Source organism: Pedobacter antarcticus, assembly GCF_900103515.1.
Lineage (GTDB): Bacteria > Bacteroidota > Bacteroidia > Sphingobacteriales > Sphingobacteriaceae > Pedobacter > Pedobacter antarcticus.
The window spans coordinates 162,756-178,548 of sequence record NZ_FNGZ01000007.1; the positions used below are offsets into that span (position 1 = coordinate 162,756).

Sequence of the window (15,793 nt, forward strand, 5' to 3'; positions counted from 1 at the left end):
ATTGCACAACTCAATATTTATTTAAACCTTTACAAATTAATAATCTAAAGCGGGATTTTATACAGAAAATGACAATGCATACTTCACATAAACTTAGCATCGTAACAGCAAAGAATATTGCTGCGCGAAGTTTGTATATTGAACGTTTGCAGCCTGTCATCTATGTAACAACCAGCCGGCAGAATTATACACCCCGCATGTGAGTATTTCTTTACTCCGTCTTAGAGGATTGCCTCTTAAAAAACAATTAATTTACACACTTATTTTTTCGTTAACCTTTAATGAATATAAACGATTTTGTAGTGCAGGTTGCACTTCCTGAACATCGTGTTTTCGCTGAAGAAATCTGCCTGGAGATGGCCGAATCAGCTAAAGCACGCGGTACAGGTATCGCTAAAAGATCCCCTGATTATGTCGCTGGCAAAATGGCTGAGGGCAAGTCCGTAATAGCCTTTAATAAAGATGGCTCATGGGCTGGATTCTGTTATATTGAGACCTGGAGTCATGGTCAGTTCGTTGCGAACTCCGGCCTGGTTGTTAGTCCAAAATACAGAAAAGTCGGGCTGGCCCATATGATCAAAGAGAAAATCTTTGAACTCTCCCGCCTGAACTATCCTAAAGCTAAGATATTTGGCCTGACCACTGGTCTTGCTGTCATGAAGATCAATTCTGATCTGGGCTATGAACCCGTTACTTATTCGGAACTGACTCAGGATGAGGATTTCTGGAAGGGCTGCCAGAGCTGTGTAAATTTTGAGATCCTGAAAAGTAAGGAGCGCAAAAATTGCATGTGCACGGCTATGCTCTACGATCCTGCCAAGCAAAAACATGATGTCGCCAAGAAATTTGCGGAAGAGCTGCAGCGTAAGCCGAAGCTTTATGAGCGTTTTATGCGCATTAAGCAAAGACTGGTATTACAGCCGAAATCTCAGGATGGCAGTAACGAAAATAAGTCTGTGTCTTTTTTGTCGTCGATTTTTGCAAGATAAGAAGAAGAGCTTTAAGGGATATTTTTAAACGAAGGCTTTAGCTTAAGCGTTTAAAAGAAACAAAGTAGTTTAATAAATAAAAGAACAATGGAGCCTTTCGGGTTTCAGCACCTAATCAAAAAATAAAAGAACGATGAAAAAGAAAGTAGTTTTAGCTTTTAGCGGAGGTTTAGATACGTCATTTTGCTGTATTCATTTAGCGCAGGACAGAGGTTTGGAAGTGCATTCCGTGATTGTAAATACGGGTGGTTTTTCTAACGAAGAATTGCAGGAGATTGAGAAACGGGCATATGCACTTGGCGTGGCTTCTCATGCAGTCGTAGATGAAACTACACATTATTACGAAGGGTGTATCAAATATTTGATTTTCGGTAATGTGCTTAAAAATGCTACTTATCCATTATCTGTAAGTGCTGAACGTGTAAGTCAGGCAACGGCCATCGCCAATTATGTAAAGAAAATTGGTGCTGACTATGTAGCACACGGCAGTACCGGTGCTGGTAATGATCAGGTAAGATTTGACATGATCTTTAATATTATTATTCCGGGTGTAGAAATTATTACGCCGATCAGGGACTTGAAATTATCCCGTGAAGCTGAAATTGAATATTTACAATCACACGGCGTTGTTTACAGTGCCGAAAAAGCGAGATACTCAATCAATAAAGGTCTTTGGGGTACCTCAGTAGGCGGACAGGAAACGCTTACTTCCCATCAAACACTTCCTGAAGAGGCATGGCCTACCCAGGTTACTGAAACTGAAAGCCGTAAAATTGAACTGACTTTTGAAAAAGGTGAGCTTGTTGGTCTTGATGGTGAAAAATTAGATCCTGTAACTGCTATTCAGCAATTACAAGCTATTGCGCAGCCTTACGGTATTGGCCGTGATATTCACGTTGGAGATACGATTATCGGGATTAAAGGGCGTGTAGGTTTTGAAGCTGCCGCACCAATGGTAATTATCAAAGCACACCACACACTGGAAAAACATACATTAACCAAATGGCAGCTGAGCTGGAAGGAGCAATTGTCTTCTTTCTATGGTAACTATCTTCATGAAGGCCAGTTCCATGATCCGATCATGCGTAATATTGAAGCTTTTCTAGCCGACACCCAGAAAATGGTTAGCGGAAAAGTATTTGTTGAATTATTGCCTTATCGTTTCCAGGTAATAGGTATCGAATCTGCACATGATCTGATGAGTAACAAATTCGGCAGCTATGGTGAAATGAATAATGCCTGGAGCGGTGAAGACGTGAAAGGATTCTCTAAAATATTTGGTAACCAGGTAATGATCTGGCATAAAGTGAACGGCAATGAAGATTAAAGCAGGAATTGTAGGAGGAGCAGGTTATACAGGTGGCGAAATGCTGCGTCTGCTCCTGAACCACGATGGCGTGGAAATTACCTTTGTACATAGCAACAGTAATGCGGGAAATCTCATTTCTGATGTCCATACAGACCTTTTAGGGGATACAGACCTTCGCTTCAGTGCTGAACTATCCGATGCGATTGATGTTTTATTCCTGTGTGTTGGACACGGGGACGCCAAAAAATTCCTGGATGCAAATCCAATTGCTGCAGGAATTAAAATCATTGACCTGAGCCAGGATTTCAGATTACATGCTTCGGCAGGGAATAGCTGGGTATATGGTTTGCCTGAACTAAACAGGGAACGTATTCAGCAAGCTTCTTTTATTGCTAACCCAGGCTGTTTTGCGACCTGCATACAGTTAGCATTATTACCTCTTGCAGCCAGCGGACAGCTAAAAAATGATATCCACATCAACGCGACAACGGGTTCTACGGGTGCTGGACAAAGTCTTTCTGCCACATCACATTTCAGCTGGCGTAATAATAATCTTTCTGTTTATAAAGCATTCGAACATCAGCATCTGAATGAGATCGGTGAGAGTCTGCAACAGTTGGACCCGGCTTTTAAGGCCGCTATGGATTTTATTCCGCAGCGTGGTGACTTCACGAGAGGTATTCTGGCAGCTGTTTATATGGATAGTGATTTGTCCGCCGAAGAAGTGGAAAAACTTTATAACGACTATTATGCGGCGCATCCGTTTACGCATGTAAGTGTAAAAAATATTGACCTGAAACAGGTGGTTAACACCAATAAATGCCTGGTGCACGTGGAAAAACATGGTGACAAGTTATTGATCATCAGTATTATTGATAATCTGTTAAAGGGTGCAAGCGGGCAGGCTGTGCAGAATATGAATCTATTGTTTGGTTTGGAGGAAAAGCAAGGGCTACGGCTTAAAGGCTCTGCTTTTTAAGCATAGCCGCTAATTCTGAGCAATTATCCGATTATTTATTTATTCCGGGCTTTGTCCGGACCAAAACCAAAACAAGATGAACTTATTCGACGTATATCCATTAAATGATATAGAAATTGTTAAAGCCTCAGGTAGTACTGTCTGGGATGAAAAAGGTCAGGAATATCTTGATTTGTATGGCGGACACGCGGTGATCTCTATCGGACACACGCATCCGCATTATGTTAAACGTCTAACCGAGCAGCTGGCTAAGGTTGGGTTTTACAGTAATTCTGTTAAAATTCCGCTGCAGGTTCAGCTCTCCGAAAAATTGGGACAGGTTTCCGGTAAAACGGATTATCAGCTGTTTTTATGTAATTCTGGTGCCGAAGCCAATGAAAATGCTTTAAAATTAGCATCCTTCTATAACGGCAGAAAAAAGATTGTCGCTTTTAAAGGTGCTTTCCACGGCCGTACATCACTTGCCGTTTCGGCGACTGATAACCCCAAAATAATTGCACCGGTTAATGAGACTACCAATATCGATTTTCTTCCTTTCAATGATGAAGAGGCTCTAAAGGAGTATTTTAACCAAAATGGACAAGATGTTGCTGCTGTAATTATTGAAGGAATCCAGGGTGTTGGTGGTATTCAGGAAGCCAGTAAATCTTTCCTTCAGTTAATTCGCTCACTTTGTGATCAGTATAATGCCGTTTACATTGCAGACAGCGTTCAGTGTGGTTATGGCAGAACGGGCTTGTTCTATTCGCATGATTACGCTGGTGTTCAGGCAGATATTTATACGATGGCCAAAGGGATGGGAAATGGTTTCCCGGTTGCAGGAATTTCTATTGCTCCGAAATTTAAGCCTTGGCACGGTATGCTGGGTACGACATTCGGTGGTAATCATCTGGCTTGTGCTGCAGCACTGTCTGTTCTTGAAATTATGGAGCAGGATAATCTAATGGAGAATGCTGCGGAAATCGGAGAGTATCTGATTCAGGAGCTGCGCAAAATTGAAGGTGTAAAGGAAGTAAGAGGTCGTGGACTGATGATCGGTATCGATCTGCCGGCGGAACTTTCACAGGTTAAAAAGAACCTGCTTTTTCAGCACCATATTTTTACCGGAGAGGCAAAACCTAATGTAATCAGATTATTGCCGGCATTAAACCTGAGCAAAGCACAGGCAGATCAGTTTTTAGACAAATTTAAAATCGCTATAAAAGGATGAACCAATTCACTTCAGTAAATGATGTTAAAGACATCAGCCAGTTAGTAAATGATGCGTTAACCTTAAAACAGAACCCTTATAGTCAGGAACACCTGGGGAGACATAAAACGATAGGCCTGGTTTTTCTGAACCCAAGTCTGCGTACCCGTCTGAGTACGCAGAAAGCGGCCATTAACTTAGGGATGAGTGTGATGGTTATGAATATGGATAAAGAGGGCTGGGCGCTGGAAACAGCAGATGGTGTGGTTATGAATGGCAGTACTGTTGAGCATATCCGCGAAGCGGCGGCTGTGATGGGACAATATTGTGATATCCTGGGCCTGCGTTCTTTTCCTAAACTTCAAGACCGAGACGAGGATTATAACGAAGATTTCTTTAACAAATTTATAAGCTATTGCGGAGTTCCGGTTGTGAGTCTGGAAAGTGCCACGCGGCACCCGCTGCAAAGTCTGGCCGACCTGGTTACTATTCAGGAAACCTGGAAGGGCGAAGGCAAGCCTAAGGTCGTTTTAGCCTGGGCGCCTCATGTGAAAGCGTTGCCGCAAGCAGTTCCGAATTCTTTTTCGGAATGGATGTGCCGGGCTCAGCAGGACGGGCTTGTTGATTTTACAGTTGTACAGCCTGCTGGTTACGAATTATCGGAAGATTTCACTCCGGGAGCGACAATCAGTCATGATCTGGATGCAGCACTGGAAGGTGCCGATTACATCTATGTAAAGAATTGGTCAAGTTTTGCTGATTACGGTAAAATTCTTCCTTTCCCGGAAGGTTGGATGCTTACCGGTGATAAGCTTAAGGGGACGAACAATGCCAGGGTAATGCACTGTTTACCGGTCCGCAGAGACCTGGAGTTGAGCAGTGAGGTTCTGGATGGTCCGAACAGCCTGGTGATTCAGGAAGCGGGTAACCGTTTATGGGCTGCTCAGGCGGTTTTGAAAGGTCTGCTGGAAAACTTATCTTAGAACGATTCCCAAATAGTTTACAGCTCATGAAACAGTTAACCATTATTAAAATAGGCGGTAATATTATTGATCATTCCGAGAAACTTCATCAGTTCCTGCTGGATTTCCATGCGCTGCCAGGAGACAAGATCCTGGTGCATGGTGGTGGTAAAATTGCTTCTGAACTGGGCAAAAGCCTGGGGATTGAACCTAAAATGGTTGACGGCAGAAGAATAACCGATATTGAAACTTTAAGGGTTGTGACAATGGTCTATGCCGGGCTGATCAATAAAAATATGGTTGCGCAGCTCCAGGCAAAAAGTTGTAATGCAATTGGTCTGAGCGGCGCAGATGGTAATGTGATTTCTGCGGTGAAAAGGCCCGTCTCTACCGTTGATTATGGTTTTGTAGGGGACCTGAACGAGAATTCGGTAAATACTAAAACTTTGCAGAGTTTACTGGAAAGTGGACTGGTTCCTGTTCTTTGTGCTATTACGCATGACGGACAGACACAGCTGCTGAATACAAATGCAGATACAATCGCATCAGCGGTGGCTGTAGCCATGTCAGGTATTTATGATACCAGGCTGGTTTATTGTTTCGAAAAGAAAGGTGTGCTGCGTGATGTAGATGACGATGATTCGGTGGTAAGGCAGATCAGCAGTACTTCTTTTGAAGCTTTAAAGGCTGATGGTGTGGTTTCCGGTGGTATGATTCCTAAATTGTTTAACGCTTTTGAGGCGATCAGGCAGGGAGTCCGCGCCGTCTATATCGGACAGGCAGATGACCTTCCTTTGATTGATACAAATGGTTTCGGTACAGAATTAACAGCATAGCGTCTTATGAAACAGTTTACGGGTAAAATAGCCATACTTGGCAGCGGAAATATAGGTCTGTCACTGGCTAAAGGTCTGGTGAAAGCCGGGTATGCAAAACCGGAACAATTGATCTTAACCAGAAGAAACATTGCAAACCTTGCGGAATTTGCTGCACTGGGTTATGGCGTGGATGCCGATAACGCTGCTGCTGTGGCCGCTTCGGATATTGTGGTACTAGCAGTACTTCCCCAGCAATTGAATCAGTTAATGGAACAGATTAAACCGGCTACTGTTCCTGCAAAGCAGGTCTTTATCTCGGTGGCATCGGGAGTGAGCTGTGCAGATATCCGCTCTAAATCTTATCCGGAACTGGAAGTGATCCGGGCAATGCCCAACACGGCTATTGCAATTGGTCAGTCTATGACTTGTGTGGCTACAGATAATGCTTCAGCAGAACATGTGGAGGAGGTTTGCCGGATGTTCGAAACGGTTGGTGCTGTTGTTAAAATTAATGAAGACCTGATGACTGCTGCTACAGCATTATGTGCCTGTGGTACCGCCTTCTTTCTTAGAGCTATCCGAGCGGCTTCGCAGGGTGGTGTAGAAATAGGTTTTCATGCTGACGAAGCCCTGAAAATGGCCGTGCAAACTGCAAAGGGTGCTGCAGATTTATTATTGCAGATGAAATCACATCCGGAGCAGGAAATTGATAAAGTTACTTCGCCTAAAGGGTGTACCATCGCGGGTTTAAACGAGATGGAACATAATGGATTTAGTTCCTCCCTGATCAAAGGCATCAAGCTTTCGGCTTTAAAAGCCGGGGCATTATATACCAAAGAATAATGACAATAGAAAAACTGCAAGAGGATAGTTTAGCCTTGCTGACAAAATTAATCAGCATTCCTTCCTTCAGTAAAGAAGAAGACCAGACAGCGGAAGTGATCGCACAGTTCCTTCAGGAGCGCGGGGTGCCCGTTCATCGTAAACTGAACAATGTCTGGGCCTATAATAAATTTTATGATCCGGCTAAGCCGACGGTCCTTTTAAATTCCCACCACGATACTGTTAAACCTAATTCCGGCTATACCAGGGATCCATATGCCCCGGATCTGGAAGATGGTAAATTGTACGGTCTGGGTAGTAATGACGCTGGCGGATGTCTGGTTTCACTGATAGCTACTTTCTTATATTTTTACGAGCAGGACGGTTTGAGTTATAACCTCTGCCTCGCTGCAACTTCAGAAGAAGAGATTTCGGGTAACAATGGTCTGGAATGTGTAATTCCTGATCTTGGCCCACTAGAGTTTGGCATAGTCGGTGAGCCAACCCAAATGAACCTTGCTATTGCCGAGAGGGGTTTACTGGTACTTGACTGTACTGTTACAGGCAAGGCCGGGCACGCAGCCAGAGAGGAAGGTGATAACGCGATTTATAAAGCTTTAAAAGCTATTGACTGGTTCAGGCATTACCGTTTTTCAAAGGTGTCAGAGGTATTCGGACCTTTGAAAATGTCGGTTACGATCATTAATGCGGGTTCTCAGCATAATGTAGTTCCTGCAACTTGCACATTCACTGTGGATGTCCGGGTAACGGATGCTTATACGAACGAAGAAGTCCTGAAGATAATCAGAACTAATGTGGATTGTGAAGTCACACCGCGTTCTATCCGACTAAAACCTTCGTCTATAGATAAAGGACATCCTTTTGTTGTATCTGGTATTGCGCTAGGACGGACTACTTATGGTTCCCCTACAACTTCTGATCAGGCTCTATTGAGCATCCCTTCAGTAAAAATAGGTCCTGGTGATTCGGCAAGGTCACATATGGCCGACGAATATGTATACAGTGCAGAAGTCGAGGAAGGAATTTCCCTTTATATCGCGCTGCTGAAGCCTGTTATCGGGGGTAAATAGCCTTTAACCGCCGGATTATTTTTTCCGGACCTTATTATTAATCGCATCGGGACATTTATTGTATTTTTGCCCCTTCAAAACCGCGCCCGGGCGCATATTAAATTAAAGTATGAAAATCTGGCAAAAGAATATTGAAGTAAATAAAGACATTGAGAGTTTCACGGTGGGTAAAGACCGTGAACTGGATTTGGAAATGGCAGCTTTTGATGTTCTGGGCTCCCTTGCCCACGTACAGATGCTGGAAAGTATCGGTTTGCTGACAGCGGATGAACTGGTTCTGATACAAAAGGAACTGAAAAACATTTATGCGGAGATTGAGGCCGGAGATTTCCGTATTGAGGATACAGTGGAAGATGTACATTCCCAGGTGGAATGGATGCTCACTCAGCGTATCGGTGAAGCTGGTAAAAAAATTCATAGCGGCCGTTCCCGTAATGATCAGGTTCTGGTTGATCTTAAATTATTTTTCAGAGACAGAATTGAGACTACTGTACACAATACAGCTGTACTTTTTCAGCAGCTGATCGCTTTAAGCAATACGCATAAAGATAAATTACTACCAGGGTATACGCATCTGCAGATTGCAATGCCATCTTCTTTCGGCCTTTGGTTTGGCGCTTATGCAGAGAGTCTTGTGGACGATATGGAGGTGATGCTGGCTGCCTGGAAGATCTGTAATAAGAATCCTTTGGGTTCTGCTGCTGGATATGGGTCGTCTTTTCCTTTAAACAGAACGTTGACGACTGAATTGCTGGGTTTCGAGAATCTGAACTACAACGTGGTATATGCACAGATGGGCAGAGGGAAAACAGAGCGAATACTGGCTCAGGCAATGTCTTCGGTAGCAGCAAGTCTGGCTAAAATGGCTATGGATGTTTGTTTATTCATTAACCAGAATTTTGGTTTTATCCGCTTTCCGGATGAACTAACCACCGGCTCAAGCATTATGCCGCACAAAAAGAATCCCGATGTTTTTGAACTGATCCGTTCACGTTGTAATAAAATTCAGGCTCTTCCAAACGAAATTGCCATGATGACGACTAATCTGCCTTCTGGTTATCACCGGGATCTGCAGTTATTGAAGGAGAATTTGTTTCCTGCAATGGTTTCATTGAACGAATGTCTGGAAATGACTACCTACATGCTGCAACATATTGAACTCAAAGGTGATATTCTTAAAGACCCGAAATATGCTTATCTGTTTAGTGTGGAGGTCGTGAATGAACTTGCATTAAGTGGTGTTCCTTTCCGTGAAGCTTATAAGATTGTTGGGGAGTCTATTGAAAACGGCACTTTTAAGCCCTCTGAAGAGGTTAATCATACCCACGAAGGCAGTATCGGAAACCTTTGTAATGATGCCATTGAACAAATGATGGAGCAGATACTGGATCAGTTTAATTTTGAAAAAACAAGGTCAGCAATTCAGAAATTGCTTGCCTAACGCTAACCATTAATTATAAATAATATGAACGTATCAGTATTAGCCAACTCATTAATTGGCTCTGAGATTATTAAAATTGGCAACGAAGTCAATGATATGAAAAGCAAGGGTACTGATATTGCCAATCTGACGATTGGTGACTTTGACCCTTCTATTTTTCCAATACCAGAAGCATTGAAGGATGCTATTATTGAAGCTTATAACCAGCATCAGACGAATTATCCGCCTGCAGATGGTATTCTTGCGTTGCGTGAGACTATTGTTGAGTTATTGAAAGACAGATATAATCTTGATTTTAAATCAAACGAAATCCTGGTTTCTGGCGGTTCCCGTCCTTTGATCTATGCGACTTACCTTGCCCTGGTTGATCCGGGAGATAAAGTGATTTATCCTGCTCCTTCCTGGAATAATAACCATTACTGTCACTTATCTTCGGCGGAAGGTATCGCTGTGGAAACCACAGAAGAAACGAATTTCATGCCTACTGCTGCGGTATTAAAACCACATTTGAAAGGTGCAACTTTATTGGCACTCTGCTCACCGCTGAACCCGACGGGTACGATGTTCACTAAAGATCAGCTCGAAGAGATTTGTGATATCGTTATTGAAGAGAACAAATCAAGATCGGCAGGTGAAAAGCCATTATATGTGATGTATGACCAGATCTATTCTCTGCTAACCTTTGATAAGGAACATATTAATCCGGTTAGTCTGCGTCCTGAAATGAGGGATTATACAATTTATATTGATGGTACCTCTAAGTGTCTGGCAGCAACGGGTGTACGTGTCGGCTGGGGATTTGGTCCTGCTGCGGTAATCGCGAAGATGAAAGCATTTCTTACGCATATAGGTGCCTGGGCGCCGAAAGCTGAACAGGTGGCGGTTGCCAAATACTTTAGTGATAAGGCGCAGGTAGATACTTTCCTTGCTGCATTTAAATCGCAGATCCGTTTAAGTCTTGATACAATATATGATGGTTTTCAGGAAATGAAGGCCGAAGGTTTCGCGGTAGATGCTATTGTTCCTATGGGTGCGATCTACCTGACGCTTAAGATTGATTATATTGGAAAAACTACACCTTCGGGTCAGGTGCTTAAAGATAGCGCCGATGTAAACTTCTATCTGATCAAGGAAGCTCAGGCTGCTTTGGTTCCGTTCTCTGCTTTTGGTACAGATGAAACAAAATCATGGTTCCGTGCTTCAGTAGGTGGCTGCTCTTTGAAAGGTATCCAGGAAATGATCCCAAGAATTAAAAAAGCGCTGGCTCAATTGAGTTAGTTCATGCTTCCTGTTCGGCAGGACCGGCAATAAAAAAGCGGGATTCTTTTAAAAGAATCCCGCTTTTTTGCTTTATAAGTTACTTTATATTGTTCTTAAGACTTGAATTCTGACGTTTTATGGAATTCAATATCAGGATAATCTCTTTTGGTCATATTGATCATAAAATCATTATCTGCCAGGTATACGGGGTTACCGTCCTTATCCTGTCCAATATGTTGTTGTTTACGTTTAACAAATTCTTCCAGTTTGGTTTTGTCCTTCGAGGTCACCCAATTAGAGCGCGTATAACTCAGCATACGGAAGTGTGCTTTTGCACCATATTCGTGTTCCAGACGGAAAGCGATTACTTCAAACTGCAGGTCACCAACGGCACCTATTATTTTTCTGTTACCCGGCTGCGCAATAAATAATTGTGCAACGCCTTCTTCTGTCAACTGCTGGATGCCTTTCTCGAGTTGTTTTGTGCGTAAAGGATCTTTGTTCTCGACTTCTTTAAAGATTTCAGGAGAGAAGCTTGGAATACCTTTAAACTGTAATTGTTCGCCTTCAGTCAACGTATCTCCAATTTTGAAGTTTCCACTGTCATATAGGCCAACTACGTCTCCGGGCCATGCTTCTTCAACGATACTCTTCTCGTTGGCCATGAAGTCCATCGGGTTCGAAAACTTAAGCTTTTTACCTTGACGGGTGTGGTAATAGAATTTATTTCTTTCAAACTTACCGGAACAAACTCTCAGGAAAGCGATTCGGTCACGGTGTTTAGGGTCTAGATTGGCGTGAATTTTAAATACAAATCCAGAGAAGTTTTTCTCTTCAACCAATACTTCACGCTGCTCTGCTTCACGGCTCCTTGGACTTGGCGCAATATTGATAAATGTATCCAGTAATTCTTTAATTCCGAAGTTATTGATTGCACTTCCAAAGAACACTGGTGCAAGCAGCCCGTCTGTATATAGTTGAGGATCAAGTGTACCATATACACCGTCTACCAGCTCCAGATCGCCTTTAAGGCCATCCAGTTCTTTCGGTTTCAGGAAATTATGGAGGTTTTCATCATCCAGGTCATTCACCTCAATTACCGGATCTGCAATCTTGGTCTTGTCCGGCTCAAATAAGTTCAGGTGTTTATTATAAATGGAATAAACGCCTTTAAATGTATGGCCTTGTCCAATAGGCCATGAGAGCGGGCAAAGGCTGATATTAAGTTTCTTTTCTATCTCATCAAGCAGATCAAATGCATCTTTACCTTCCCGGTCCATCTTATTTACAAAGATAATTACCGGGGTATTCCGCATACGGCAGACGCCCATCAATTTTTCAGTCTGCTCTTCGACACCTTTCACGCAGTCTACAACGAGAATTACACTATCTACAGCAGACAGGGTGCGGTAGGTGTCTTCAGCGAAGTCCTTGTGACCTGGTGTATCCAGAATGTTAATGCGTTTGCCTTTATACTCAAAGCCCATAACAGACGTGGCAACTGAGATTCCACGTTGTTTTTCAATCTCCATAAAATCTGAAGTACTGCTTTGATTGGCTTTATTCCGTTTTACCGCCCCGGCTGTGTTGATGGCTCCTCCAAAGAGAAGAAACTTCTCGGTTAAAGTGGTTTTCCCTGCATCGGGGTGACTGATAATGGCAAATGTTTTACGTTTTTCTATTTCGGGGTGGATCATATGGGATTAAGCAAATAGCTTGATGAAGCTGCAAAGATAATTATAATATATAAAATAAAAACCGGCCCCTTTGGAAGGCCGGTTTTCTGTGTACTGAAAGGTGTGTTAATGTTTAAATGCTTAGTTGCCTCTTCCACCGCGGTTACCAGATCTGCCGCCAGATTCGGATCTCTGATTACTGCTTTCGGCACTTCTGGCTCTACTTTGCTCCTGAGCTTGACGTTGTTGCTGTTGCTGTTGCCTTTGTTGCTCCTGAGCTTGACGTTGTTGCTGTTGCTGTTGCCTTTGTTGGTCTTGGACTTGACGCTGTTGCTGTTGCCTTTGTTGATCCTGAGCTTGACGTTGTTGTTGTTGCTGTTGCCTTTGTTGGTCTTGAGCTTGACGTTGTTGCTGCACCTGAGCTTCACGCTGCTGCTGAGAACGTTGCTCTCTTTGTTGTGTCTGAGCGTCTCGTTGTTGTCTCTGCTGATCCTGTTGCTGTGCCTGGGCTTCACGTTGCTGCTGAGACCGTTGATCTCTTTGCTGGCTTTGAACGTCACGTTGCTGCTGCGATCTCTGTTCTCTCTGCTGTATAGCTTGCTGTTGTTGTTCAGTACGTTGTGACTGCCGATTTTGCTCTTGCCCGGCATTGCGCGGATTGACATCAGAACGGGAGGGTCTAGCATTATTTTCTACAACGGTTCCGCTATTCCTGCTATTTGTAGAACCCTGACGGTTAACAGTACCTTGTCTGTCTGTTCTATTATTGTTATCTCCTCTGGAATTTGGATTGGACCTATCATTTGCATTACCTCTTCTATTATCGGCTGCTACAGAACTGCTTCCTCTGGTTCCTGGATTGTAAATGTTTAACCTGTTATTTGAAATATTCGTTCTGCCTGGCGTATTCGACCTGGAAACCTGATAAACTCTGACATCTCTATTCGTAACCCTACGGATTTCGGATGCTCTTGGACCAGTGTAATACGTACGTCTGTCTCTTCCGTAAGTATAATTTATAATTTTTGTACGGTTATAAATATTAATATTCACACCGCCATAACGGGGATAATAATTGCTGTAGATATTACGCTGCGGAATAAAAACCCACCATGCGCTAGGCATATTGTATCCTCCGCCTCCAATGCTAATATTTATACCAGGGCCTAAAGGTGCCCAGCCGTAATATCCGCCACCACTTCTCCAACTTACCCAGGCTGGGCCCCAGACTGTATCCGGAATCCATAACCATTGGCTATAACTATTTAGTACCCAACGACCGTAGTGAAACGGAGCCCAACCCCAGTCATAGTCAGATACCCAAGTGTTACCGTATTCAGTCATCGCCCAACGGCCATTACTGTAATAAGGCCTGAAATCACGCTGGTCGACATCTGGTCTCCAGACTCTACCGTACTGTGGATCATTCATCCAGGTTCCGTATGGTGAAAGTTCATCATAAAACGAATCCATGGAAATATCATCGTATTGCGCCATCGCCTTTTGAGGCGGCCCGCTGAACAGGAGCACTAGCCCCAGTATTATAGCTGGCAATTTGATTAGTTGTTTCATTTGTGTGTGTGTTAAAACCTAAACTAATTGATATGTGTTATCTCTTTGAGTAGTAAATAGTTCAAAAGTTTAAGTCATATTTACGAATTATATATTTTATTTTCTTTTAAAATGCAAATTTTGTTTTGCGCGAGACGGGTTTCTTCTGTTTTTCGTATAAGTCGAAATGTATTTGTATGCATTAGATGGATTTATTTTCAGTTCCAGACAATCGTTAATCAATATTTCATGCCGGTTTTTTCTCTTTATGGCGATTAATTCTTTTCCTTTGTATCAGATTGCCTGTCTGTTATCATAATGATGATTTTTCTATACACATTACATAAAACATACCAATTTTAATTGATTATTCTTTTGTAGAAGATTTGGGCAGGTAAACATTATAACAAATAAATACTAATGAAAAAAGGCACTCTTTATCTTATCCCTGTACCATTGGCTGAAAACGCATCGGCCAAGTCATTTACTCCATTTCTAGTTGATACTATCAATGCAATTCCAACATATATCGTTGAAAATGAAAAGACTGCCAGAAAATTTCTGAAAGAAGCGGGAATTAAAATTCCTCAGAGTGAGTTGACAATTCACGATTATGGTAAGCATAAAAGGAATGACTCAATGGTTCCATATTTCAAGGAACTAATGACCGGCAAAGATGTAGGCCTAATGAGTGAGGCTGGTTGCCCCGGTATTGCCGATCCTGGTGCTGAAATAGTTTCCGAAGCCCATAAAAGAGGTATTAAAGTCGTTCCTCTAGTGGGGCCCAATTCTTTATTAATGGCATTGATGGCTTCTGGATTTAATGGGCAGAGTTTTGTTTTCCACGGCTATCTCCCAATTGATAAGGTAGAACGGGTTAAGAAAATAAAAGAGCTGGAGAAAACTGCAGAGAAGGAAAAACAAACTCAGCTTTTCATTGAAACCCCATTCCGAAATAATCACCTATACGAAGATATTATCAAAAATACCGCTGCTCAAACGTTGCTGTGCGTTGCCAGTAATATTACCGGTGAAGATGAATTTATTAGAACACAGAGCATCGGACAATGGCGTCAGGAAAAAATAGATCTGCATAAAAAACCGACGATATTCCTAATCTACCGCTAGATTAGCGATACATGTTTTTACTATCCATAAATGCAATTACACTGTCTGGAACCAGGAATTCAATATTCTTGTTGTCCTTTAAAGCTTGTCTTATAAAGGTAGAGGAGATGTCCATCTGCGGGGTATCAGTCAGTGTAATTGACGGATGGTCTTTCCATTCTTCAATTACTGAGCCCGGTCTGGGGTAAACGTAAATCTTATAATTTTTCAGCAAAACCTCATAATTCTTCCATTTGCTTAATGAAGATAGGTTGTCTGCTCCCATAATAAGTACAAATTCCCTGGTTGGGTGCTTCTCTTGTAAGTAAGCCAGTGTATCGACTGTATAGGACGGCTGAGGGAGACTAAATTCAATATTACTTACCTGAAGACCTTCTGAAAATTCGGTGGCGAGCCTGGCCATTTCCAAACGATCGTACATGTTCCCCAATCCCTTTTTGTTCTTTAACGGATTATGAGGGGAGACGACCAGCCAAACTTCGTCAAGGTCAGTAAAATGGGCCATGTGTCCGGCAATTACCAGGTGACCCATATGAATGGGATTGAAAGAACCGAAGAACAGACCCGTTTTAGACATA

At 42.7% G+C, this 15,793-nt stretch carries 14 protein-coding genes; 11 read left to right on the forward strand and 3 right to left on the reverse strand.

Features of this window, described 5'->3' with window-relative positions; genetic code table 11:
* The first annotated feature begins 281 nt into the window (after positions 1-281).
* From BLR53_RS14890 to BLR53_RS14935, 10 genes are all read left to right on the forward strand, one after another.
* Positions 282-989 (forward strand): N-acetyltransferase, encoded by a 708-nt coding sequence (locus tag BLR53_RS14890; RefSeq protein ID WP_037441331.1) that lies wholly within the window; start codon positions 282-284, stop codon positions 987-989.
* 133 nt (positions 990-1,122) lie between these two features.
* Positions 1,123-2,316: an argininosuccinate synthase gene (gene argG, locus BLR53_RS14895; RefSeq protein WP_037441334.1), complete on the forward strand. Its 1,194-nt coding sequence runs from the start codon at positions 1,123-1,125 to the stop codon at positions 2,314-2,316.
* Positions 2,306-3,277, forward strand: coding sequence for an N-acetyl-gamma-glutamyl-phosphate reductase (argC, locus tag BLR53_RS14900; RefSeq protein ID WP_074590821.1), 972 nt, complete (start codon positions 2,306-2,308; stop codon positions 3,275-3,277). The genes argG and argC overlap by 11 nt, the downstream gene beginning before the upstream one ends.
* Positions 3,278-3,353: 76 nt before the next feature.
* Positions 3,354-4,487 carry an aspartate aminotransferase family protein gene (locus BLR53_RS14905; RefSeq protein WP_037441339.1) on the forward strand — a complete coding sequence of 378 codons (1,134 nt, stop codon included), beginning with the start codon at positions 3,354-3,356 and terminating at the stop codon, positions 4,485-4,487.
* Positions 4,484-5,449 carry a Rossmann-fold NAD(P)-binding domain-containing protein gene (locus tag BLR53_RS14910; protein WP_074590823.1) on the forward strand — a complete coding sequence of 322 codons (966 nt, stop codon included), beginning with the start codon at positions 4,484-4,486 and terminating at the stop codon, positions 5,447-5,449. The genes BLR53_RS14905 and BLR53_RS14910 overlap by 4 nt, the downstream gene beginning before the upstream one ends.
* A 26-nt stretch (positions 5,450-5,475) precedes the next feature.
* Positions 5,476-6,264: an acetylglutamate kinase gene (gene argB / locus BLR53_RS14915; RefSeq protein WP_074590826.1), complete on the forward strand. Its 789-nt coding sequence runs from the start codon at positions 5,476-5,478 to the stop codon at positions 6,262-6,264.
* A gap of 6 nt (positions 6,265-6,270) precedes the next feature.
* On the forward strand, positions 6,271-7,089 hold the full coding sequence (proC, locus tag BLR53_RS14920) for a pyrroline-5-carboxylate reductase (RefSeq protein ID WP_074590828.1): 819 nt from the start codon (positions 6,271-6,273) through the stop codon (positions 7,087-7,089).
* Positions 7,089-8,159: a M20 family metallo-hydrolase gene (locus tag BLR53_RS14925; protein WP_037441348.1), complete on the forward strand. Its 1,071-nt coding sequence runs from the start codon at positions 7,089-7,091 to the stop codon at positions 8,157-8,159. The genes proC and BLR53_RS14925 overlap by 1 nt, the downstream gene beginning before the upstream one ends.
* 109 nt (positions 8,160-8,268) lie before the next feature.
* Entirely contained in the window at positions 8,269-9,600 is a 1,332-nt protein-coding gene (gene argH / locus BLR53_RS14930) for an argininosuccinate lyase (RefSeq protein WP_074590830.1), read from the forward strand.
* 24 nt (positions 9,601-9,624) lie between these two features.
* Entirely contained in the window at positions 9,625-10,878 is a 1,254-nt protein-coding gene (locus tag BLR53_RS14935; protein ID WP_074590832.1) for a pyridoxal phosphate-dependent aminotransferase, read from the forward strand.
* Between the two features lie 95 nt (positions 10,879-10,973).
* Here BLR53_RS14935 and BLR53_RS14940 read toward each other — a convergent pair whose 3' ends face one another.
* Together BLR53_RS14940 and BLR53_RS19815 are read right to left on the reverse strand one after the other, a co-directional pair.
* Positions 10,974-12,557, reverse strand: coding sequence for a peptide chain release factor 3 (locus BLR53_RS14940; protein WP_037441354.1), 1,584 nt, complete (start codon positions 12,555-12,557; stop codon positions 10,974-10,976).
* 120 nt (positions 12,558-12,677) lie between these two features.
* Positions 12,678-14,108, reverse strand: a complete 1,431-nt coding sequence (locus BLR53_RS19815; protein WP_143007887.1) for a DUF6600 domain-containing protein — start codon at positions 14,106-14,108, stop codon at positions 12,678-12,680.
* Between the two features lie 399 nt (positions 14,109-14,507).
* Here BLR53_RS19815 and BLR53_RS14950 point away from each other — a divergent pair, with 399 nt between their 5' ends.
* Positions 14,508-15,215, forward strand: coding sequence for an SAM-dependent methyltransferase (locus tag BLR53_RS14950; protein WP_037441359.1), 708 nt, complete (start codon positions 14,508-14,510; stop codon positions 15,213-15,215).
* Position 15,216: 1 nt separating this feature from the next.
* On the opposite strand, the gene nadD is transcribed toward BLR53_RS14950, so the two are convergent.
* Positions 15,217-15,792, reverse strand: coding sequence for a nicotinate (nicotinamide) nucleotide adenylyltransferase (gene nadD / locus BLR53_RS14955; protein WP_074590834.1), 576 nt, complete (start codon positions 15,790-15,792; stop codon positions 15,217-15,219).
* Between the last annotated feature and the right edge of the window lies 1 nt (position 15,793).